This window comes from Cellulophaga baltica (assembly GCF_018861125.1).
Classification (GTDB): domain Bacteria; phylum Bacteroidota; class Bacteroidia; order Flavobacteriales; family Flavobacteriaceae; genus Cellulophaga; species Cellulophaga baltica_A.
Map to the genome: position 1 here is coordinate 397,184 of NZ_JAHKQN010000020.1, position 24,096 is coordinate 421,279.

General features: G+C 31.8%; 16 protein-coding genes. 2 read left to right on the plus strand and 14 right to left on the minus strand.

The genetic code is table 11. The annotated features are described in order from the left end of the window. Positions 1 to 17 precede the first annotated feature (17 nt). From KO500_RS12140 to KO500_RS12150, 3 genes are all read right to left on the minus strand, one after another. A complete protein-coding gene (locus KO500_RS12140; RefSeq protein ID WP_215956811.1) occupies positions 18 to 1,496 on the minus strand; it encodes a RagB/SusD family nutrient uptake outer membrane protein in 1,479 nt (492 codons plus the stop codon). A gap of 11 nt (positions 1,497 to 1,507) precedes the next feature. After that, on the minus strand, positions 1,508 to 5,122 hold the full coding sequence (locus KO500_RS12145; protein ID WP_215956812.1) for a SusC/RagA family TonB-linked outer membrane protein: 3,615 nt from the start codon (positions 5,120 to 5,122) through the stop codon (positions 1,508 to 1,510). Positions 5,123 to 5,295: 173 nt separating this feature from the next. Further along, entirely contained in the window at positions 5,296 to 6,459 is a 1,164-nt protein-coding gene (locus tag KO500_RS12150) for a FecR family protein (RefSeq protein WP_215956813.1), read from the minus strand. A gap of 147 nt (positions 6,460 to 6,606) precedes the next feature. Here KO500_RS12150 and KO500_RS12155 point away from each other — a divergent pair, with 147 nt between their 5' ends. Further along, positions 6,607 to 7,113: an RNA polymerase sigma-70 factor gene (locus tag KO500_RS12155; RefSeq protein WP_303488678.1), complete on the plus strand. Its 507-nt coding sequence runs from the start codon at positions 6,607 to 6,609 to the stop codon at positions 7,111 to 7,113. Here the strand turns inward: KO500_RS12155 and queG are convergent, their stop codons facing one another. Genes queG through ruvB form a run of 3 tightly spaced genes read right to left on the minus strand, consistent with a single transcriptional unit; the run spans position 7,114 to position 10,387 of the window. After that, positions 7,114 to 8,034, minus strand: coding sequence for a tRNA epoxyqueuosine(34) reductase QueG (queG, locus tag KO500_RS12160; protein ID WP_215956814.1), 921 nt, complete (start codon positions 8,032 to 8,034; stop codon positions 7,114 to 7,116). Between the two features lie 2 nt (positions 8,035 to 8,036). Continuing rightward, positions 8,037 to 9,365 carry a cytochrome P450 gene (locus KO500_RS12165; protein WP_215956815.1) on the minus strand — a complete coding sequence of 443 codons (1,329 nt, stop codon included), beginning with the start codon at positions 9,363 to 9,365 and terminating at the stop codon, positions 8,037 to 8,039. After that, a complete protein-coding gene (gene ruvB, locus KO500_RS12170) occupies positions 9,365 to 10,387 on the minus strand; it encodes a Holliday junction branch migration DNA helicase RuvB (RefSeq protein WP_215956816.1) in 1,023 nt (340 codons plus the stop codon). Before ruvB ends, KO500_RS12165 begins: the two co-directional genes overlap by 1 nt. Before the next feature lie 83 nt (positions 10,388 to 10,470). On the opposite strand from ruvB, the gene KO500_RS12175 reads away from it, so the two are divergent. Then, entirely contained in the window at positions 10,471 to 12,738 is a 2,268-nt protein-coding gene (locus KO500_RS12175; RefSeq protein WP_215956817.1) for an acyl-CoA dehydrogenase family protein, read from the plus strand. 3 nt (positions 12,739 to 12,741) lie between these two features. On the opposite strand, the gene KO500_RS12180 is transcribed toward KO500_RS12175, so the two are convergent. From KO500_RS12180 to KO500_RS12215, 8 genes are all read right to left on the minus strand, one after another. Further along, complete coding sequence (locus KO500_RS12180) at positions 12,742 to 13,590, minus strand: GIN domain-containing protein (RefSeq protein ID WP_215956818.1); 849 nt, start codon at positions 13,588 to 13,590, stop codon at positions 12,742 to 12,744. A 157-nt stretch (positions 13,591 to 13,747) separates the two neighbouring features. Next, complete coding sequence (locus tag KO500_RS12185) at positions 13,748 to 15,577, minus strand: cytochrome c oxidase subunit I (RefSeq protein ID WP_215956819.1); 1,830 nt, start codon at positions 15,575 to 15,577, stop codon at positions 13,748 to 13,750. 39 nt (positions 15,578 to 15,616) lie between these two features. Continuing rightward, a complete protein-coding gene (locus KO500_RS12190) occupies positions 15,617 to 16,678 on the minus strand; it encodes a cytochrome c oxidase subunit II (protein WP_215956820.1) in 1,062 nt (353 codons plus the stop codon). A 27-nt stretch (positions 16,679 to 16,705) separates the two neighbouring features. Beyond that, entirely contained in the window at positions 16,706 to 18,055 is a 1,350-nt protein-coding gene (locus tag KO500_RS12195) for a quinol:cytochrome C oxidoreductase (RefSeq protein ID WP_215956821.1), read from the minus strand. 16 nt (positions 18,056 to 18,071) lie between these two features. Beyond that, on the minus strand, positions 18,072 to 18,632 hold the full coding sequence (locus tag KO500_RS12200) for a c-type cytochrome (RefSeq protein ID WP_215956822.1): 561 nt from the start codon (positions 18,630 to 18,632) through the stop codon (positions 18,072 to 18,074). A gap of 11 nt (positions 18,633 to 18,643) precedes the next feature. Further along, complete coding sequence (locus tag KO500_RS12205; RefSeq protein WP_215956823.1) at positions 18,644 to 19,165, minus strand: DUF3341 domain-containing protein; 522 nt, start codon at positions 19,163 to 19,165, stop codon at positions 18,644 to 18,646. 4 nt (positions 19,166 to 19,169) lie between these two features. Continuing rightward, the gene (nrfD, locus tag KO500_RS12210) at positions 19,170 to 20,918 is read right to left on the minus strand and encodes an NrfD/PsrC family molybdoenzyme membrane anchor subunit (protein WP_215956824.1); all 1,749 of its coding nucleotides are present in this window, start codon (positions 20,916 to 20,918) and stop codon (positions 19,170 to 19,172) included. A gap of 41 nt (positions 20,919 to 20,959) precedes the next feature. Next, positions 20,960 to 24,079 (minus strand): TAT-variant-translocated molybdopterin oxidoreductase, encoded by a 3,120-nt coding sequence (locus KO500_RS12215; RefSeq protein ID WP_215956825.1) that lies wholly within the window; start codon positions 24,077 to 24,079, stop codon positions 20,960 to 20,962. Positions 24,080 to 24,096: the final 17 nt, after the last annotated feature.

Sequence of the window (24,096 nt, forward strand, 5' to 3'; positions counted from 1 at the left end):
TTATTTTAATTTAAAGTTTAACGTGGATTTTGTTCTAAACCTCTTTCTAAAGCAAAATTTGGAATTTGCAATTGGCGCCTTGGATCCCCTTTTGTTAAGATAAAATCTCCTTCGCCAATAATAGTATGAGTCACCTCTAAATCAAACCTTCTTACATCAAACCAACGTAAGCCTTCATGATAAAACTCTCTTCTTTTCAATTCTGCAATAGCTTCTATAAACGAGGTTTGATCAAGATCTAAGTTATAAAACGGGGAATATTCATTGGCTTCCTCAAGATATGCGTCAACCAAATCTTGTTTAACCAAAAGATCTGTACTCGCGTCGTAATTTTCGGTTCTTAAAGAGTAAAACATATTAATATCTAACAATGCAGAATCAAAATCATTCATCATCGCAAAAGCTTCAGCTCTATTTAGTAAAACCTCATCAGTAGAAAACAATACTAGACCTACGTAAGGGTCGCCAATACCTGCATTTATATTTGTATATCTGAAAAATTCATCAAATTTTGGTAGATTATAAAATGCCTCAGTACCAAATACGGCATATGCCCAGTTTTTTTCTAAAATATTTCTATCAAAGAACAATTTATCTCCTTTATCTATATTAAGTCCAAAATTATTACTTGCAAAAGTTCTTGCATATATAGAGTTTGCCGAAACTACTAATAAATTAGCTGGGTCTGCTTCACTGGCATATAGAGCTGTACGCTCTGAATATTCTAGAGCATCATAAGTACCTAAATAATCTCTTAATTGTTCTTCCGGGTTAGTAATAACTTTTGAACTATATTCTATTACACTTTCCCATTCACCCTTAAACAAATAGAACCTAGTTGCAAATGCATAAGCGGCATTTTGTGTAAAGTGAAACACAGGTTGATCATAATCATTAGTAACTAAATCTAAACCTTCCAACAAATCACTTTCAATAAAATCATAAACTTCTTTAACCGTATTTCGTGAGTAGGTAACAATAAAATCATCTTCAGGTTCTAAAACATAAGGAATACCTAAATCTGAGTCAGCTGTATTAGGGTTATAATGTTTTCCCCAAAAATTAACCAACATAAAATGACTGTAAGCTCTTGCCAATAAAGCCTCTCCTTTTTGAGGTGCTAGTTCATCTAAATCCCCAAGTTCTTGTATTGATGCTAAGGCTTGATTTGCTTGAGCTATTGCTTTGTAACAAGCATTCCAATACGTAACTCTATAGTCTAAATCATCAATATTATTATCTTCCCATTTATAATTTGCTAAATTCAATTCACTAGGTAATTCACTATTTTTATCCGAAACATTATCAGACATAGTTTCTGCAAAATCCATATAATTTGCTTCAGGATAAGCAATAACTAATAATTCAGAAATTTTTTCTGGACTATCAATTTCAGTTCTATTATCTGGGACTTCAGACAAATAATCTTCACAAGAAACTATTGTTAATGCAAAAATAAGTAGCATCCCTATTTTTGTTCTATATAATTTTTTCATCTTTTATATTTTTAAAACCCTACATTAAGTGAAAGTGTAAATTGTCTTGTAATTGGTTGAGAAACCCCACCAGATCTAAAAAACTCTGGATCTTGACCATTTAAACCCGAATCAGAATAAATCATAAATGGATTTGTAGTAGACAACTTTAAATTAAATGTATTTAAGCCTAAATTCTTTTTTAAGTCAGTTGGAAAATCAAATGCAACACTAATATTTTTCATTCTTACAAAACCACCATCTACAACACGTATATTAGAATAATTATATGCATTGTATGCTCTAAATAAATTTGGAATTTCATTTAAAAGTCTTTGACTAGCTATTACAGGAACATTTGTAAAATTTTCATCTCCTGGAGAAATCCAACGATTTGTAAACTCAGATGTAAACACGTCTAAATCTGTATAAGAATCGGAAAACTTAGGATCTAGTCTGATTTTATTACCTCCTGAAGCGGTCACTAAAAGACTCAAAGAAATACCTTTATATTTAAAAGTATTTGAAAAACCAGCTGTTTTAGTTGGCTCAATACTTCCTTCATATTTAAGATAAGAGGTAATATCTTCTACATCTTGAAAATCAGCACCTGTAACACTATTTTCTTCATTACTCAAATCTTCAGGAAGTAAATAAGTTGGCAAACCTCTATCATCTAAACCAGTAAACTGAAAAGAAAATAGTGACTGCCTAGGAAAATCAACAACATTACCTCCTGTTTGATCGACTAAATCTAACACATTTGGTTTATTCTCTAATGCCGTTATTTTCTGATCTAAAACCGAAAAATTAAGTGTAGAAGTCCATTTAAAATTTGAAGTTTTGATAGGATCAACAGTTAAAGAAACTTCTAATCCTTTTGTTTCCATGTCAGAATTATTACCTTGCTTAATAAATTCTCCACCAATACCTGAAGAGCGAACAAAATCAATTAAATCAAAACCATTTCTCTTATACACATCAGCGGTAAACAGCACTCTATTTTCATATAGTCCAAAATCTAGCCCTATGTTTGTCTCATACTGCTTTTCCCAAGTTAATTCTGAATTTTGTAACTCTTCAATATCTAAATAACGCTCTCTTGAATCAAAATCTAATCGATTAGTAATGTCATTTCTAAAAATTGCTAACGAATTAGTTGCTGGTCCAGCCGTTGCAGTCAATCCATAGGAAGCTCTTAAACTTAATGAATTAACAAAGTCTGCATTTTCTAAAAACCTTTCTTGCGTAATATTCCACTTTCCACTTATTGTACCTGTAGGTAACCACCTAGATGATGTGCTTCTACCTTGTCTATTAGAACCATCGTAACGCCCCGTTAGTGATAGTATATATTTACTATCATAGGCATAGGTTAATTTAGAGAAAACACCTATTGTACGTTCTTTTTCGCTTTCAATTCCAAAATAATCATTTGCTTCTCCTAAAGTTTTTGAAAATATATCAGGATCAGTGAAAGGAATTAATCCTCTATCGTATTGAAGACCATAACCAACAAAATAATCTTCTTCACGATCAATATACCTCATTTCCTGGCCTAACAACCCACTAACCTCATGTTTATTATTAAAAGTATTCGTATAATTTACACTATTTCTAACATAATAATTGGTAAGTTCATTATTGGTATTTCTATATATACCTCCTTCTGGTAAAACTGATACTGGTGGAGCAGTTGGATTATCAGGATCTGTATATAAAAATACATTTGCATTACGTACAATTGTGGTTTCTTGAGACCTATAAGCTTCAGCTACATTTGATAGTTCAGTTACATTGTGGTCCCTGTTTGAAACAACGTACCTTACTGAGCCTAAAAAATTATAATTTAAATTTTTATTTATCTTATATTCACTATCTAGCTGAAAACTAATATCTTTTACTTTCAACTCAATGTAATTGTTTTCCAGCTCATGAAAAATATTGAATGGAGCCCAATTAGACCTATAATACTCTAAGTTACCCTCATTATCCCTTGGTCTAATGGTTCTATTTATTGAGAGTGCATAATTAAATGGATTTATATCAAAAACTCGAGACACATCACCTCTAAAACTATCTTCCTCTCGATCAAATGTACCCGGAGCTTCTTGATCTCTAACTGAGCCATTTGCTCCTAATGTAAGCTTAAACTTATCAGATAAATAATAGGTGTTTTTAAGTTTATATGTAAATCTATTTACCTTATCTGCAATTGTCCAACCAGGATCATTATAGAAACTTAATGATGCGTAAAAGCTATTATTTTCACCACCACCTGAAAAACTTAATGTATGATTTTGAGTAATAGACGCTCTAAATAGCTCTCTAAACCAATTTGTATTTGCTTGTTCATATTGTTGTAAAAATTGATTTCTTGCCTCAACAGTATTTGCAACACCAAACTGACCCATAGTTTCATCATAAGCATTCAATTGTTGTGCTAATATTGTATAAATACCACCATTTCTATTTTGTGCTACGCTAGGAAAATCTAAAAATCCTTTTGCTTCTAATTCTTGAAAAATACTTACAGTTTCTTGAGAATTTAGAATATCATAATTTGCGTATCTAGGGATATCACGAACAGTTTGCTCTAATACATAATTAACTTTCAATTTAGATTTTCTTTGCCCACCTTTGGTTGTAATAACGATAACACCATTTAAAGCTCGAGCCCCATATAATGATGTTGCCGAAGCATCTTTTAAAATATCTATTTTTTCAATATCATTTGTATTTATTCCTGCAATAGAAGAGCTTATTAAGGTTGAAGCATCACCTGAAATTAAAGCATCAAAATCAGTATTAACAATATCTTCTTGTATAACGCCGTCAATCACCCACAAAGGCCTTGTATCACCAAAAACAGAAGACGCACCACGGATTGTAACTTTAGGGCCAGAACCAAAAGTTCCTGTAACATTTTGAATATTAACACCTGCGGCTCTACCTTCAAGCATTTGACTAACATCAACAAGGCCATCAATTTTAAAATTTTCAGAGACAATAGAACTAGAAGCTCCGGTAAATATTCTCTTTGAAGTTTTATCATAACCAGAGACTACTACTTCTTGCAAAGTCTCTATATCCTCATTTAAAATAACAGTTATTGGTTTTTGATCTTGTATTTCAACTTCTTTAGTTTTAAACCCTAGAGCTTTAATTATTAAAAAATCACCAATATTTGCTTTTATAGTAAAATTACCATCAAAGTCAGTAACAGTACCTACAGTAGTATTTTTAATTAAGATGGAAATTCCCAAAAGAGGTATTCCGTCGGTATCCAAAACACTCCCTTCAAAGGTGATTTTATCCTGTAAGGGTATTGAGCTGTTAATTTTAGGCTTAGATTGTTTTAATATAATTTGTTTTCCTAATACCTGATACGATATATTTTTACCTTCGAATACTTCATCAAGTATCTCCTCTACGTACTTATTATTAACATTAACAGAAACAATATTTTTAGAATTAATTTCAGAGTTTTTAAAAAAAAATTTAAAATCTGTTTCTTTTTTTATCTCCTTAAACAATTCTTGATAAGTTACTTCGTTTAAGTTTAATGTAATTTTTGTGTTTTGAGAATATATACTAGCACTTACTCTACAAAGAGAGAGAATAAGCATGATTGCTGTAAGTTTCATTTTCAAACTGAATTTTAATAGATTACCACAACTATGGTAATTATTATGTTGTTTTTTCATACTTTTAATATGATTTTAGAGATTTCGCATTTTTAAAATTTTAATTGTGAATCGAGGGATGCTGGAACATCTCTCGATTTTTTACTTCATTTTTCATTTTACTTCATATAAATTCAACTATTTAAAGGGTTTATGGTTATTTTTCTGTTCTCAATTTTAAAGTTAAACGGCACTGTATTATTGAATGTTTTTAATACTTCTTCTATCGTTTCTAAATCAAATTGTCCCGTAAACTTTTCATCTACTAATGAATCACAATTATTTTCAATAGATACATTATAAAACCGTTCTAGTTTTTTAGAAATGGAATTAAATTTTTCATTTTCAAAAAGCAAAACACCATCTAACCATGCAATATAATTTTGCACATCGACAATATTTACTTTCGCTATTTTGTCTTTAGAATATTTAAATTGCTCCCCTGGTTTTAAAATAAATTCACCTTGAGTATTAAAATTTACTTTTACAGAACCTTCTATTAGTACAATATCATTTGCAGTATCAGTAGTATACGATGATATATTAAATTCTGTTCCCAAAACAGTCGTTTGAAAATTCTTGGTATGAACTACAAACCTATTTTTTTTATCTTTTTTAGCTACATCAAAATAAGCCTCTCCTTTTAACTCAACTACTCTTTCTTCATTTGAATTAAAATAAGTTGGATACTTAAAAAAAGAGCCTGAATTTAAATATGCACGAGTGCCATCTGATAAAACGACTTCCATTCGTTTACCATATGGAACATAAATTTCATTAAATTCAGGTTTGGTAATTTCCTCTTTATTATCAGAATAATTATAAAGTATGCTATTTCCTTTTTGAACAGCTACTACTTTACCTTCTGTATTATATATTTTATTAGATTTAGATTCGTCTAATGCTTTTTCTTCTCCTGAGTCAAGTTTCAAAACAATTTGATTAGAAACCTCTAACTCACTTGAATATCCATAATTAAAATAAATCAAGATTGACAGTGCAAATAATAAACAAAAGCTTGCTGCTACATATAAGTAAGTTCTATTTCTACTAAAAAAAGAATTTTCTAAACTTGAATTATAATCAATTTTTCTTGCTAAAAATTTTTCAAAAGCTACATCAGAATCAAAACTTTGAGCTTCAACTTCAATTAAATGATTTAAAACAAAATATTTTTTTAATGCTTCTAGATTATCGGCAACAGTTAATTTATTTTTAAAAGCTTCCAATTCACTTGGTGTCATTGCGTCTTTTAAAAATTTAGAAATTTCGCTATTACTTAACTGATTATTCTTCATTGATAAGTTGATTCTTTATAGAAAGACTCAAAAAATATAGAATACCCTTAGTTTTTTGTTAAGATATTTTAAAAAAAATGTTAATTTTAAAATACGATAGTACTCTCTAAAAAAAAACATCTGAAAAAAGAAACCCAAAAAACTGAAATTAAAAACCTTAAAAAAGGTGATAATGAAGCATTTAAACTTCTTTATAAAGAATACTATAAAAGTTTATGTGTTTACACTTATGGTATTTCAAAAAATAGAACTTTAGCCGAAGATATTGTGCAAAATGTTTTTTTTAACTTATGGAAAAACAGAAATAAAATAGAAATAACAAACTCTATATCTTCTTACTTATACAAATCATGCTACAATGAATTTATAAATCATTACAAAAAACAACAGAAAAAAGTAGATTATCTAACTGAGTTTAGAATATCGGCTATGGATTTCTTTATAGAAGATTCTATAGAAACTACAAACGAAGATAAAATAATATCAATAAGAAAAGCTATTGAAAAATTACCTAATAAATGTAAAGAAGTTTTTATAATGATAAAGATAGAAGGATTAAAGTACAAGGAAGTAGCTGAAAATTTAAAAATATCTATTAAAACTGTTGAAGCTCATATGACATTAGCAATGCGCAAAATTAAAGAGGAGATTTAACTATTTTAAAAAACCAATATTTCTATTCAACCCTGCGTACTTTGTTCTTTTTACAGCAGATTTCTGAAATACTTTTCTAAAAACATCTTCTGTTATTTCTTCCCAATCTTTTTTAGTAAGTGATAATAAATCTGGATGTGGATTAAAAAGAGGTTCGTTATGTGGTTTTGAAAAACGATTCCAAGGACAAACATCTTGGCATACGTCGCAACCAAATGCCCAATCATCAAACTTACCCTTTACTTCTAACGGTAATTCGTCTTTTAATTCAATTGTAAAATAAGAAATACATTTACTCCCATTTACTACACATGGCTCGACAATTGCTTGCGTTGGGCATGCGTCAATACAAGCTGTACAGGAACCACAATGGTCCGTAACTGCATGGTCATATTCTAAATCTAAATCTAAAATCAACTCTGCTATAAAATAAAAAGAACCAACTTTCTGAGTTAATAAATTGCTATGCTTCCCAATCCACCCTAAACCACTTTTAGCAGCCCAAGCTTTATCTAATACAGGTGCAGAATCAACAAAAGCACGCCCACTCACCTCTCCTATTTCTTCAGATATAAATTCTTGTAATTTTCTTAATTTACCTTTTATTACATGATGATAGTCTTGTCCATAGGCATATTTAGAAATTTTATACGTATCATCATTTTGTTGTTCTTCTGGATAATAATTAAGTAATAGAGAAATTACAGACTTAGAGTCATCAACTAGCAAACGAGGATCCAAACGTTTATCAAAATGATTCTCCATGTATTGCATTTTGCCATTCATGTTATTCTTTAACCACTTTTCTAATCTTGGTGCTTCTTCTTCTAAAAAACCTGCTTTAGAAATACCGCAAGACATAAAGCCTAATCGCTTAGCTTCATCTTTAATTTGTTTTGTGTATTTCTCTTTTAAATTCATTATTATATTCTAGCTGTAAATTTCAATTCAACATTAAGTGGTTTTAATGATATCAACGGATTAATATCTAAAGTTTTTAAATTAGTAGTTATTCGGTACTTTTTTAATATTTCAGTTACTGCTAAAATCATTTCATACATTGCAAAATTATTACCCACACACATTCTTGGACCTGCTCCAAAAGGGTAATAATAATCTTGATATTTCTTTTTATCGAGGGTTTCGAATCTTTCAGGAATAAAATCATTTGGTAGCTCCCAAAATTGCTCATACCTATGCAATTCATAAATACTCATTAGTACCATTGTATCTTTTGGAATTTTCAAATCATCGATTTCATCATTTTCTAATGAAACTCTGTCAATAATATATGCTGGCGGATATAAACGCATTGTTTCTTCAATACAATGCTGTACATATTTTAACTTTAATATCTCAGGTAAAACATCTTCTGAATCTAAATCAACAAGCTTTACCTCTTTATAAGCCTTCTCCTGCATTTCAGGATGTTTTGCAAGTAAAAAAAATAAAAAACTAAGAGCATTTGCTGTAGTTTCATGACCTGCAGTAAATAAAATCAATACTTCATCTATCAATTGCTTTTGAGACATTGCCGTTCCATCTTCATAACGGGCTTGCAACAACATATCAAGCAAATCATCTTTCTCTATTTTTGATTTTCTCCGGCTTTCTATTAAATCGTTTAAAAGTTCTTGTCCATCTTCTGCAAGTTTTAAATGTTTTTTAATCGTTCCATTTAAATTAAACCACCATTTTAAATAAGGTTGACGCATTTCTTTTATCAACATTCGCTGATTAACCTCAGTTATATGCTGAAGTTCTTGCATTTTTTCACGAATATCTTCGCTACTAAAAAGTGATTTCGCTACTACTTGAAAAGCAAGATTACTCATTAATGGATATGCATTCAAAATAACACCGGGCTTAATATCTTCTAATTCAACTTTAATAGCTGAACGAATTGTGCCCATTAAATTATGCAACTTTTTTTTATGGAATGCAGGTTGTACCATTCGCCTATGTGTACGCCAATGTTCCCCATTAGATGTTAAAATACCATGACCAATATACTTTGCAAGATCTACTGTTTGCAAAGTTGATTTCTGATATTTTTTATGTTGTTTTTGGAGTATATGTTTTACGATTTTAGGATTACGAGTAAACACAATCTCACCTTCGAAGGCTACTGAAACACGAAATAAATCTCCAAATTTCTCAAAATTTTCGCGATGAAAAGGCAAGGGGTTTTTTAGAATACGTTTGCTATTCTTTATAACTTCTAAACGTGATACTAAAGGTAGTTTTTGCATTAAAATAATTCTCCTTGACTCGTTCCTTTTATCCTTCCTAAATGTTTGTAAGCTAAATCTGTTACTTCACGACCACGGGGTGTTCGCATAATAAAACCTTGTTGAATCAAAAATGGTTCATAAACCTCTTCTATCGTTTCAGCACTTTCTGACACTGCAGTAGCTAATGTTGTTATACCAACTGGGCCACCTTTAAATTTATCAATAAGAGTCATCAAAATCTTATTATCCATTTCATCTAAGCCATGAGCATCTACATTTAATGCCTTAAGGGCAAATCTTGAAATTTCAATATCAATTTTACCATTCCCTTTTATTTGAGCAAAATCACGAACTCTACGCAATAATGAATTACATATACGAGGTGTTCCTCTACTTCTACCTGCAATTTCAATTGCTGCTTCATTTGTAATTGGCATTTTTAATATCTCAGAACTACGTTCAACAATGGTTGACAATAACTCTGTAGAATAATATTGCAACCTACTTTGTATTCCAAAACGTGCTCGCATTGGTGATGTTAACAGACCAGATCGTGTAGTTGCACCAATCAATGTAAACGGATTTAAATTTATTTGAACAGAGCGTGCATTTGGCCCTGTTTCTATCATAATATCAATCTTATAATCTTCCATTGCAGAATACAAATACTCTTCTACAATTGGACTTAAACGGTGAATTTCATCAATAAATAAAACATCACGTTCATCTAAATTTGTAAGCAAACCTGCTAAATCTCCAGGTTTATCTAATACCGGACCCGACGTAATTTTAATACCTACACCCAATTCATTTGCTAAAATATTAGCCAAAGTAGTTTTACCAAGTCCTGGAGGTCCATGAAAAAGTGTGTGATCTAAAGCTTCACCTCTTAAATTAGCTGCTTCTACAAAAACCTTTAAATTCTCCAGTATTTGTTCTTGACCCGTAAAGTCTTCAAAACTTATAGGCCTTAATGCTTTATCTATATCAAATTCTTCTGGAGAAAAATTTTGATTTGTTGGATCTAGATTTTCATTCATATATAACAAATATAGGGCAAAATAATATTACCTCTAAAGCATTAAATTCTAATTATAGCCTTTAAAAATTGTATTTTCATACCATGAAAAAAATTAATTATACTTCAGGTATTATAGCATACATACCATTTTTTTACGTGATATGGTCTGATGATCTTTTAACCGCCTCTGAAATAAATGTAGTTAAAACTGCTATTGCAAATGACAGCAGTTTATCTAAAGAAGAAAAAAATATCTTAAACAGTTGGTTAAATACAAAAGATTCACCTAGTGATAAAACTATTAAATCTTGGAAACAAGCTATATTAAATTCAAACCTAAAATTAGTAGAAAGTAGTAATTACCCTCTTTCAATTTTCAGTCAAGAATTATTAAAACACTATGGTAATGAACTACCTATTAATGAACAACTAAAACATATTGAACTTAACTTAGGCATACAACCTAATCACTACAATCATTTATTTAATGTTGAAATAAATTTTGATAGTACACTAAATTATTATAACCCTAAGGAAATAAACAAATTAGTAAAAGGTGAATATTTTTCAATAGTTGAAGATTTTCATAAAGTATTAAAAGATCCAATATTTAATTGTAAAGTAGAAAGAAAAAAAGAAGATTTTAGAACAACCGTTTTAGAACAAGTTAAGTTTTTAGCATCAAAAAAATATGGTGCAATGGCCTACCCAAATGAATATGGTGGCATTGACGATATGCCAGCCTATGCATTCATTTTTGAAAATATGATGTATGTTGGCGGAAGTTTATCTATAAAATTTGGTGTTCAATTCGGTCTCTTTGGAGGAAGCATTCAAAAGCTTGGCACTAAAAAACATCATGATCAGTATTTAACTGAAACTGGTGATGCAAAATTACTAGGTTGTTTCGCTATGACTGAGACAGGACACGGCTCTAATGTGCGTGGAATAAAAACTACAGCAACTTACGAACAAGAAACTGATAGCCTAGTTATTCATACTCCTGGAAGAAATGACAACAAAGAATATATTGGTAATGCCTTAGACTCTAAAATGGCTTCTGTTTTCGCACAATTAATTGTGAATGGAAAAAACGAAGGTGTTCACGCAATTTTAGTACCTATCCGAGATGAAAAGCACAAGCTTTTACAAGGTGTAAAAATAGAAGATAATGGCTATAAATTAGGATTGAATGGCGTTGATAATGGAAAAATTTGGTTTAATCAAGTTCGAGTACCTCGTGGAAATTTATTAAATAAGTACGGAAGCATCAAAGATGATGGAACTTATTTTTCTGAAATTGAGAATCCAAATAAGCGATTCTTTACTATGTTAGGGACTTTAGTTGGTGGTAGAATATGTGTTGCCAGAGCTGGTTTAGGTGGTGCTAAAAAAGCATTAACAATTGCCGTAAAACATGCTTTAAAAAGAAGACAGTTCAATGACAGTATAAAGATTCAAGAAGATTTGTTGATGGATTACCCTACTCATCAACTTAGACTTACCCCTGCAATTGCTAAATCATATGTTTATGATGTTACATTACAACAAATAATGAAAGAGTATAGTGATGTAAACAAACCTGACAAACGAAAAATTGAAACTCAAGTCGCAGGCTTAAAATCAATCATAACTTGGTTTGCGAATGAAACCATTCAAGAATGTAGAGAGGCATGTGGTGGAAAAGGATATTTAATAGAGAATCAAATTGCAGATTTGAAAGGCGATGTAGACATTTTTACAACCTTTGAAGGTGATAATACCGTTTTATTACAATTAGCGGCTAAAGGTGTTCTTTCTGACTTTAAATCAGAGTTTAATAGCGCAGGATTCACTTCTGTGCTGAAACTCTTGAGCACGCAAATAAATGATAAGTTAACTACAATTAATCCGTTATACATTAACAACGTTGATATAGCACATTTGTACGATTCAAAATTTCATAAAAATGCTTTTGAATATAGAACTAGAAGATTAACATACACTGCTGCTATGAGAATCAAAAACTATATCAAAAAAGGAGTTCCATCTTACCAAGCATTTTTAAAAGTACAAACTCATTTATTAGCTTTAGGTAAAGCATATAGCTGTGAATTAGCATACAATACATTTATTGATTTTACTGATAAAATTAATGATGATAAAAACAAAGCACTATTTGTAAAACTTGCAAACCTCTATGCTTTACAGGAAATTAGAACTAATGCAACTTGGTATTTAGAACAAGGTTATATTGGCACTACAAAATCTAAAGCAATAAGACAACGAATAGAAAGATTGTGTACTGAACTACGACCACACATAGGTAATTTAGTAGATGGTTTTGGAATTCCTGATGATTTACTCAATGCTCCAATTGCTATAAAATAAGTACTAGTCTTTAATCTTAAGCACGTCATCTCTTTTATTTAGTTGTGACGTGTTTAAAAATTCGATAATGTTAATAGCTCCGTTACCATAAAAATAGGTATTTGCACTATCAGAAGAGCTTAAATTTAGTACTTCTTTTGCTCTAACATAAGCGTTAGCATTTTTTTTAATAAATAAATTTGTATCTGATGTATCAAAATTTTCAGCTTTCAGATCAGAACTATCAAATAAATGGGCATTTAAAACTTCAGCCTTACCCTTCAATTTTAATTCTGAATTCTTTTTAAGATTAACATTAGCAGTTTTAGCATCTGCATAAATACGAGCATCTGCCCTATCTTTTAAAGAAACATTTAAAGAATCTACATTTACAATTAGGTTTGCAAAGCTATTGTCACTCATATCAACTTCTAATAAATTTACATTTGCATTAAGTGATATTTTAGAAGAATTAAAAGAAGTAACATTTAAGTAATCCGTTTCTATAACGTCTTCAATATTAATTTTACCATCACGTAGAATTAAAGAATGTATTTGATTATAAAAAACAGTAATTTCTAGTTTCTTTTTAGCAGTAATATTATAATAAGAATCAATCGATAAAACATGATCAACAACTCTAAACTCTAAAACATCAACTAAATTATCATCAATAACTAAGGATAAACCATAATCAGCTGAAGCAACAAAATTTATATCTAAATCATGCTCTAATTCTATACTATCAAAAGGTTCTAAATCTTTATGAACTTCAACAACAACCTTACTTCCTCTTATCTTCGGTTTACGTTGAGAAAATGCGAACGAACCAATTAAAAAGCAAATAATAAATACACCAAATTTAATTTTCATAAGTGAAATCTTGAATAAATTGTAAAACGATTTTAGTGGTTGAAATTGATTATACAAGATATTATAAATATCTAATAATATAAAAAACAAAAAGAATTAATCACAAAAAAACCCTTTGTAATACAACAAAGGGTTTAAATTATATTTATAAGAAAAATTAATGCTGTAATTCTTCTTCATTCTCTTGCAGAGGAACATGTTGTGGTACAAAATCTTGTCCTGGCAATATGTATTCACCATCTTCACGAGTTTTACTATAGTCATAAGCCCAACGGTGAACTTCAGGAATTTCACCTGGCCAGTTACCATGAACAGCTTCTATTGGAGTAGTCCACTCTAAAGTAGTAGCACTCCAAGGGTTTTGAGAGCCTTTTTTACCGTAGAAAATACTACTTACAAAGTTGTAAATAAATATCAATTGAGTAAATGCTGTAATAATAGCAAATACAGTAATTAAAATTTGAACATCAGTTAAATCATCAAACATTGGAAATGCTGTATTCTGGTAATATCTTCTTGGGACACCTGCCATACCAACAAAATGCATTGGGAAGAAAATACCATAAGAACCTACAGCAGTAATCCAAAAGTGAATATAACCTAAATTTTTGTTCATTAACCTACCATGAAACATTTTAGGGAACCAGTGATAAACACCTGCAAACAAACCATAAAGTGCAGATATACCCATTACTAAGTGGAAGTGAGCAATAACAAAATACGTATCGTGAACATTGATATCCAAAGTACTATCTCCTAATATAATTCCAGTTAAACCACCAGAAATAAAAGTTGATACCATTCCTATTGAAAATAACATCCCAGGATTTAATTGCAGGTTACCTTTCCATAATGTAGTTATCCAGTTAAAAGATTTTACAGCAGATGGAATCGCAATTAATAATGTTGTAAATGTAAATACAGAACCTAAAAACGGATTCATACCAGAAATAAACATGTGGTGACCCCAAACGATAGTTGATAAAAATGCAATTGCAATGATAGATGCAATCATCGCACGGTAACCAAAAATTGGCTTACGAGCATTTACTGCCATAACTTCTGACACGATACCCATTGCAGGAAGAATTACAATATAAACCTCAGGGTGACCCAAGAACCAAAATAAATGTTCATATAATACAGGAGAACCACCTTGGTAATGTAATACTTCACCTTGAATGAAAATATCTGATAAAAAGAAAGATGTACCAAAGCTTCTATCCATTATTAACAACAATGCTGCTGATAACAAAACAGGGAAAGAAACAACACCAATGATAGCAGTTACAAAGAAAGCCCAAATACTCAAAGGCATTCTAGTCATAGACATACCTTTTGTTCTAAGGTTTAATACTGTTACAATATAATTTAAAGAACCCATCAACTGAGAAGCAATAAATACAGCCATAGAAGCCAACCAAAGTGTCATACCTAAACCAGAACCAGGTTGCGCCATTGGCAAAGCACTCAAAGGAGGGTATACCGTCCAACCTGCTGCCGCAGGTCCCGCTTCTATAAACAATGAAGAAATCATTATTATACATGATATAAAAAACAACCAATAAGAAACCATGTTTAAAAAGCCTGAAGCCATGTCGCGTGCACCAATCTGCAAAGGAATAAGTAAATTACTAAACGTACCACTTAAACCTGCTGTAAGTACAAAAAACACCATTATAGTACCATGAATAGTAACTAATGCTAAATAAATATCAGCATCCATTACACCATCAGGTGCCCATTTTCCAAGAACAGCTTCAAAAACAGGAAAAGATTCTCCTGGCCAAGCTAATTGCATTCTAAATAAAATAGACATTGCAATACCAATAACACCCATGATCAAACCAGTAATTAAATACTGCTTTGAAATCATTTTATGATCTTGGCTAAAAATATATTTAGTTACAAAAGTCTCCTTATGATGATGCCCGTGATCGTCGTGTGCATGATCATCTAAGTTTGCATGTGCTGTAGCTACTGACATATTCGAAATCTATATTTTTTATTATTTTTTAACTTAAATTTATTCTGCTGAAGCAACCATTGAAGAACCGAAAGTTTTTTGCTCAGCAATCCACTTATTATACTCTTCTTCTGTTTCAACAATAATTTTCATTTGCATGTTGTAATGTGATTTACCACAAATCTTATTACAAAGTAAGATATAATCAAACTGCCAAGCATCAGAATTATCTTCACCATTTAAAGCTCTTTCAGCTCTAATAGCATTAATTCTTTTTTCCTTGTCAATAATATCAGGATTTTGACGCATCTCTTCTGTAGTATATATTGGAGTATATGAGAATTCCGTAATCATACCAGGAACACAATTCATTTGAGCTCTAAAGTGAGGCATATAAGCTGAATGCAATACATCTTGAGAACGCATTTTAAAGTTAACTTTTCTACCTACAGGAAGATGTAATTCTTTAACAATAATGTCGTCAGAAGCATTTGGATCAGCTTCATCTAAACCAAGTACATTAGCTTTATCAATATCAATCATTCTAACGTTAGCATCACCTAATACATTATCATCACCACTATATCTAGCTGTCCAGTTAAATTGTTGCGCATATAATTCAACAATTATAGGATCATCATCATCATTAACATCCATAATGCTCGTCCAAGTATACAGACCCCAAAGAATTAAACCTGATAATACGATCACAGGAATAATTGTCCAAATAAACTCCAACTTATCGTTATCAGCAAAGAACAAAGCTTTTTTTCCCTTCTCTCCTCTATATTTAAATCCGAAATAGAATAATAAAAATTGAGTTAAAGTTTGAACAACAAAAATAAGAATAAATGAAGTTAACATTAAACTATCGTAATCAGCACCATGAGCAGAAGCTGCTTCAGGAAGTAAAACTTTAGTATATTTCCAGAAACTGAAAATTGTTATTCCATAGATAAAAATCAAGAAAGCGAATAGTAAATATCCATTTGTCTTGTTATCCTTATCATTAGCGATTTGCGAATTCTCTGCCTTGATTTGAGACAATTCAAAAATTTTGGTCATTTGCCAAATAGCAATTGCCACTAATACTAAAACAGCTATAATTAAAAATGCAGTCATTGTATGATTTAATGTTATTTTTTTATACTAGTAATGAAAATGCTTACTCTCTTCTATAAAAGGATTACGCTTTGGTTGAAGCGGTGCCTTTGATAATGCTCTAAATATCCAGAATATAAATATACCTGCGAAAAATAATACAGAACCAATTTCTGGAATACCAATGAACCATTGATCACCAACAGTAGACGGCATAATTGCATTAAATATATCTAAATAATGACCACCTAATATTACAACACCAGCCATGATTACAAACCAGTTTAATCTTTTATAGTCACTATTGATTAATAATAATACTGGGAATAAGAAATTCATCACAATCATTCCGAAGAATGGTAATTTGAAATCAGCTATTCTCGTAACATAATATGTAACCTCTTCAGGGATATTAGAATACCAAATCAACATAAACTGAGAGAACCATAAATATGTCCAGAAAATACTAATCCCGAACATAAATTTAGCTAAATCATGAATATGACTATCGTTAACATCTTGTAATAATCCTTTCGATTTTAAATAAATAGTTACCATTGCTATTACAGTAATACCTGAAACAAACATACTAGCAAAAATATACCAACCAAATAATGTACTAAACCAGTGTGGATCTACACTCATAATCCAGTCCCAAGACATCATAGACTCAGTCACTAGATAAAATACTAAGAAAGCAGCAGATGCTCTAAAATTCTTTAAGAAATTAGAATCATCACTAGCTTCATCTTGAGCTAAAGATAATTTTCTAGAATATTCTCTATAGAAAATCCAACCTGCCAAAAAGATAACAGCTCTTATTAAAAAGAAAGTACCATTTAAGAAACCAGATTTACCTTGTATTAATTCATCATGAGCAACAACTTCAGGATCCATCCAAACAAATAAGTGGTTCAAATGTGCAACTGAACAAGCTAATAAAACAAACATTATAATTCCACCTGGAACTAAATATGAAGTAATACCTTCCATAACTCTAAAAAGTAATGGAGACCAGCCTGCCTGCGCTGCTCGTTGAATAGCATTAAAAGCTAAAACACCTAATGCAATCATAAAGAAAAAGAAAGCAGCTACATATACTGCAGCCCAAGGTCTATTTTGCAATTGGTGTAATAAATGCTCATCATGAGAACTATCATGATGTGCTTCTGAATCACCATGCGCTTCAGCATTTCCGTGATGTGACTCTGCAACTCCATGATGCTCTGTAACATTTTCAGCATGCGCATCACCGTGCCCTTCACCATGAGAAGCAATCATCTCTTTTGCTTCTTCTGCAGTGCTAGGAGACGAACCGAAACCGATACCAATTCCTATGGCTCCAAGAACCATTAAAATAATCGAAGCAATTTTTAATCTATTTGAAATAGTGTACATATCTAAAATCTATGTATTATTTTATTAAATCTTGTTTTAACTTAATTACGTACTCTGCAACTTGCCAACGCTCTTTATCATTTAATTGATTAGCATATGAACCCATAGAGTTTAATCCGTAATATATTGTATGATGCGTACTTCCAACTGTAATATTTCTACCAGCATCAGAATAATTAGGCACACCTAGTATTTTTTCACGACTTACTAAAGTACCATTACCATCACCTTTATTACCATGACAAATAGCACAATAAATAGTGTAAAGCTCAGCACCAACTGCTAAATTTTCTTCAGACTTTAAAGAATCTAAAGGACTAGCTTGAACTCTTGCCAATTCTTTATCTTCTAAAGTATTGGCAAACTTATATGGCATATGACCACGAGATATTGTATTTTCAACAGGTAAACCTGCTTCAACACCACTTGGCAAAAACTCAACTTTTTGGTAGGTTTCGTATCCTACAGATTTGTACATATTTGGCATGTACTGGTAATTTCTATCATTCTTGTTAAAACAAGAAGAAAAAGTTACCAAAACCAAAACTATAGCTATAACTTTTATAAAACTCTTCATATCTCTATTGACTACTTTTCTGAAATATTGATCTCCACTGCACCAGTTTCAGACAATAACTTTCTTAATTCATCCTCGTTATCATGAATCTCAATTTCCATAAGAAAATGATCATCAGTTGTTCTTTTATCAGGGTTCTCAGCTTCTTTAAAAGGCCATAATTTACTTCTCATATAAAAAGTAATCACCATTAAATGGGCTGCGAAAAATACTGTAAGCTCAAACATAATTGGAACAAAAGCAGGTAAGTTTTCTAAAAAACTAAAACTAGGCTTCCCCCCAATATCTTGTGGCCAATCCTCAATCATGATAAAATTCATCATAGTAATTGCTACTGTTAGACCAACACACCCATATAAAAATGATGTTATTGCTAATCTAGTTGTAGCTAAGCCCATTGCTTTATCTAGTCCATGAACTGGAAAAGGACAATAAACCTCTTCAATATGATGTTTAGCTTCTTTGACTTTTTTTACAGCGTGCATTAACACATCATCATCTGTATAAAGCGCATGTATAACTTTAGATGCCATATATCTACTTGTTGTTATTTAAAATCTTTGCTTGACCTGCCCAATCATCTCTTTGTGCTCTTCCTGGAAAAGAACCTGTAATAGAATCTAACAAATCATATTCTTTTTCGGTCATTTTACTAACTTGAGAAAACTTAAATATACCAATCTGGTTTAAAGTTTTTTCCATTTGGGGACCAATACCTTTTACTTCTTTTAAATCATCTGGAGTATCAACTGCAGGATCAAAAGAACCTAATGAATTAAGTAATGTAGAAACTTGCTCTGTACTTTTTTCAACTATTGGAGCATCTTCAGCAGGAACAATCTCCTCAACTGGTTCAACAACTACATTTACAGGAACAGTTTGTTTTACTTCATAAAGAGGCTTACCTGCGTCTCTTAATAACTTATATTTCTCACCAGAAGATTTCATAATAGATTTTACTTCTGCCTGCGCAATTACAGGAAATGTTCTAGAATATAGTAAGAAAAGAACAAAGAAGAAACCAATAGTACCTATAAATATACCTATATCAACAAATGTTGGAGAGAACATCGTCCAAGATGATGGTAAGTAATCACGGTGTAATGACGTTACGATAATTACAAAACGCTCAAACCACATCCCGATGTTTACAACAATGGATATAAAGAAAGAGAATAATATACTTGTACGTAATTTTTTAGACCACATAAACTGTGGAGAAAAAACATTACAAGTCATCATTGACCAATATGCCCATGCGTAAGGACCAGTTGCTCTATTCAAGAATGCATATTGTTCATATTCTACACCTGAATACCAAGCCATAAATAACTCCGTAATATAAGCACAACCAACTATCGAACCAGTTAACATAATTACTATGTTCATTAATTCAATATGTTGTAATGTTATATACTCTTCCATATGACACACTTTTCTCATTATAATAAGAAGTGTATTCACCATTGCGAAACCAGAGAATATTGCACCCGCAACGAAATAAGGTGGGAAGATAGTTGTATGCCATCCAGGTATAACTGATGTAGCAAAATCAAAAGATACAATCGTGTGTACAGAAAGTACAAGTGGCGTAGCTAAACCTGCTAACACTAATGACACCTCCTCAAAACGTTGCCAATCTTTTGCTCTACCAGACCAACCAAAACTAACTAAACTATATATTTTTTTCTGAAAAGGACGAACAGCTCTGTCTCTAATCATTGCGAAATCTGGTAATAAACCTGTCCACCAAAACACTAATGATACTGAAAGGTAAGTTGAAATTGCAAATACATCCCAAAGAAGTGGCGAGTTAAAGTTAACCCATAAAGATCCAAATTGATTAGGAATTGGCAATACCCAGTAAGCTAACCAAGGACGCCCCATGTGAATAACAGGGAATAAACCTGCCTGAACAACAGAGAAGATTGTCATCGCCTCAGCCGAACGGTTAATAGCCATTCTCCATTTTTGACGGAATAATAAAAGTACAGCAGATATAAGTGTACCAGCGTGACCGATACCTACCCACCATACAAAGTTTGTAATATCCCAAGCCCAACCGACTGTTTTATTTAATCCCCAAGTACCAATACCCGTAGATACGGTATAAATAATACAACCTATTCCCCAAAGGAATGCAACCAATGCAATTGAAAAAACAATCCACCATTGTTTATTTGCTTTACCTTCTATAGGAGCAGCAATATCCACAGAAATATCATGGTAGCTTTTATCTCCAAGTACAAGTGGTTTTCTAATAGGTGCTTCGTAATGCGACGCCATATTCTAAATTAAGTTATGTTCTTCTTTTTTTTATAGACTGATTATACTTCTTCAGTATTTCTCACTTTAACATGATAAAACACATTAGGTTTCGTACCTACATGTTCTAATAAATGATACATACGATCACTTTCTTTAAGCTCAGCTACTTTACTATGCTTATCATTTACATCTCCAAAAATCATTGCTCCACTACTACAAGCCGCAGAACAAGCTGTTTGGAATTCACCATCTTTAATTACACGTCCATCTCTTTTAGCATCAAGAATAGTTTTCTGTGTCATTTGCATACACATTGAACATTTTTCCATAACACCTCTAGAACGAACAGTAACATCAGGGTTTATAACCATTTTACCTAAATCGTTATTCATGTGATAATCAAACTCATCATTGTTATTATACAAGAACCAGTTAAACCTACGAACTTTATACGGACAGTTGTTTGCACAATATCTTGTACCAACACATCTGTTATATGCCATATGGTTTTGACCTTGACGACCATGTGAAGTTGCAGCAACAGGACAAACAGTCTCACAAGGAGCATGGTTACAATGTTGACACATTACAGGCTGGAAAGCAACTTGAGGATTAGAAGCTGGATGCTCCAATTCACCAAATCCGCCTAAAGAACCTTTATCACCAGTTAAGCCATCAAACTCATCTTTCTTAACATTATCTTCTTCAAAAGTATCTTCAGAAGAATAATATCTATCAATACGCAACCAGTGCATATCTCTTGACTTTCTAACTTCATCTTTACCTACAACAGGTACGTTATTCTCTGCATGACAAGCAATAACACATGCTCCACATCCAGTACAAGCATTTAAATCTATTGACAGATTAAAATGATGCCCAATTGTACGATCAAAGCTATCCCATAAATCCACAGAAGTAGCAGCAACCTCTTGGTGATCTAAAGATACAACTGGCTGAACATTCCATTCTTCCGCATCTTTAGTATTAAATATTTCAAGGGTGGTTTCTTTAATAATATCACCTCTACCCATTAATGTTTTATGCAACTGAACACAAGCAAACTCATGATTACCTTCAGACTTTTCAATTGAAACAGATTGTACATTTGAAAAATTCTGATATAAAGGATAAGCATTAACTCCGGTTTGCATTTCAGCTTTCATCCCTGCTTTCTTACCATAACCAAATGAAAGCCCAATTGAACCAACAGCTTGACCAGGTTGAATAATTACAGGAACCCTATCAACAGAAACACCATTTACAGTAATTTTCGCATAACTACCATCTAAACCACCGTTTGCAACATTCTCATTTACAAAACCAAGTTTATCTGCATCAACTTTAGATACTGTAACATAGTTATCCCAAGAAACTCTAGTAATAGGATCAGGAAATTCTTGCAACCATGGATTATTAGCCATTTGACCATCACCCATTCCAGTTTTAGAATATAAAGTCAATTCCATTTCTGAATTAGATGCATTTGCCAATGCACGTAATGAAGATGCAATAGGAACAACTGCCGTTGTTTCTTCAACAACAGGCGCTAAAGCAACATCAACCAACTCTTCAACAGAAGAAGGTTGAGATTTCACATAAAAACCATCATGTAAAGCCTGATTCCATTCACTTTCTCCTAAAACAGAAGAAGACCAAGTTTCTTTTATATATTCATAATACGACTTATCACTACCCATCCATTGCAATAATGATGATTGTAATTGACGCGTATCAAATAATTCTTTTATTGTAGGTTGCGTTAGCGCAAAATGACCTTTTTTAATCTCAACATCACCCCAAGACTCCAAATAGTGAGAAGCAGCAGCAACATATTGCGAAACAGCAGTAGTTTCATTCTCATTAGTCGAGAAATTTACAGATAGAGAAACATTTTTCAACCCTTCTTCAAAATCAACAGCATTTGGCAATGAATAAACAGGATTAACACCATCAATAAAAATAGCCCCTACTCTACCAGACTTCATAGCGTCAATTAAAGCATTTACAGCCTTAACATCACCTTGCCTTGTAAGAATTGGCTGATCAGCATTAAAAGCATCACTACCTAACATTTCATTAATAGCTAAAACAACCGACTGAGCATCCTCATCATCTAAACCTGTTACAACTACAGCTTTAGAACCTGCTTTCTTAATTTTAGCAACTGCTAAGTCCAAAGCACTGTTTACACTTTCAGAAAGCTCACCACCAACTGATGAGTTATTTAATTTAGCATATAGTTTTGCCAAAGCAACCTTCTGCTCACTTGGTTTTAATGGAATTCTATTATCTGCGTTTGCACCAGACAAAGACATATTAGCTTCAAACTGAATATGCTTAGACATTTTTCCTTTTTGAGGTATACGTCCTTTAGAATATCCTGCATCAAAACCACCACCTTGCCAATCACCTAAGAAATCAGCACCAAAAGAAACAATTACCTCTGCTTTGGAAAAATCATAATCAGCTAAAGCTCTTATACCTTTTCTCTTTTCAAAAGCATTTAAAGCAGCTTCTTCTGAAATTGCATCATAAGTTACATGATTCACATTTGAACCATATGTATTTTTAAACTCAGCAATTAACCTACTTGTCGAAGGACTTGCGTAAGTCTGAGTCAACAAAGCTATTTGCTTACCAGAACCTTTAAGAGATCCTAATTTAGCTTTTACAGCATTATCTAAATCATTCCACTCTATAGCCTCTCCATTCAAAGTAGGACCCTGCAAACGAGTACTATCATAAAGATTCAATACAGAAGCATTAACTCTCGCATTAGCACTTCCGTTGGTTTTAGAATCTGTATTATTTAAAACCGATATTGGCCTACCTTCTCTAGTACGAATTAACACACTAGCAAAATCAAAACCATTTGCAATAGTAGTTGCATAATAATTTGCAACACCAGGAATTATACTTTCCGGTTGCACAACATAAGGAATAGACTTTGTAACAGGTCCCTCACAAGCCGCTAAAGTAGCAGCAGCTGTACTAAAACCAACATACTTCAAGAAATCTCTTCTATTTGTTGACGAAGAAGCTAAATTATCTTTATCTCCTAAAAACTCATCAACAGGAATATCCTGAACAAACTCATTATGTCTTAGCGTCTCAACAATGGAATCGTTAGGATTTAACTCCGCTTCGCTTTTCCAATATTTTTTGTTTGATGCCATACGTTTATCTCTGAAAT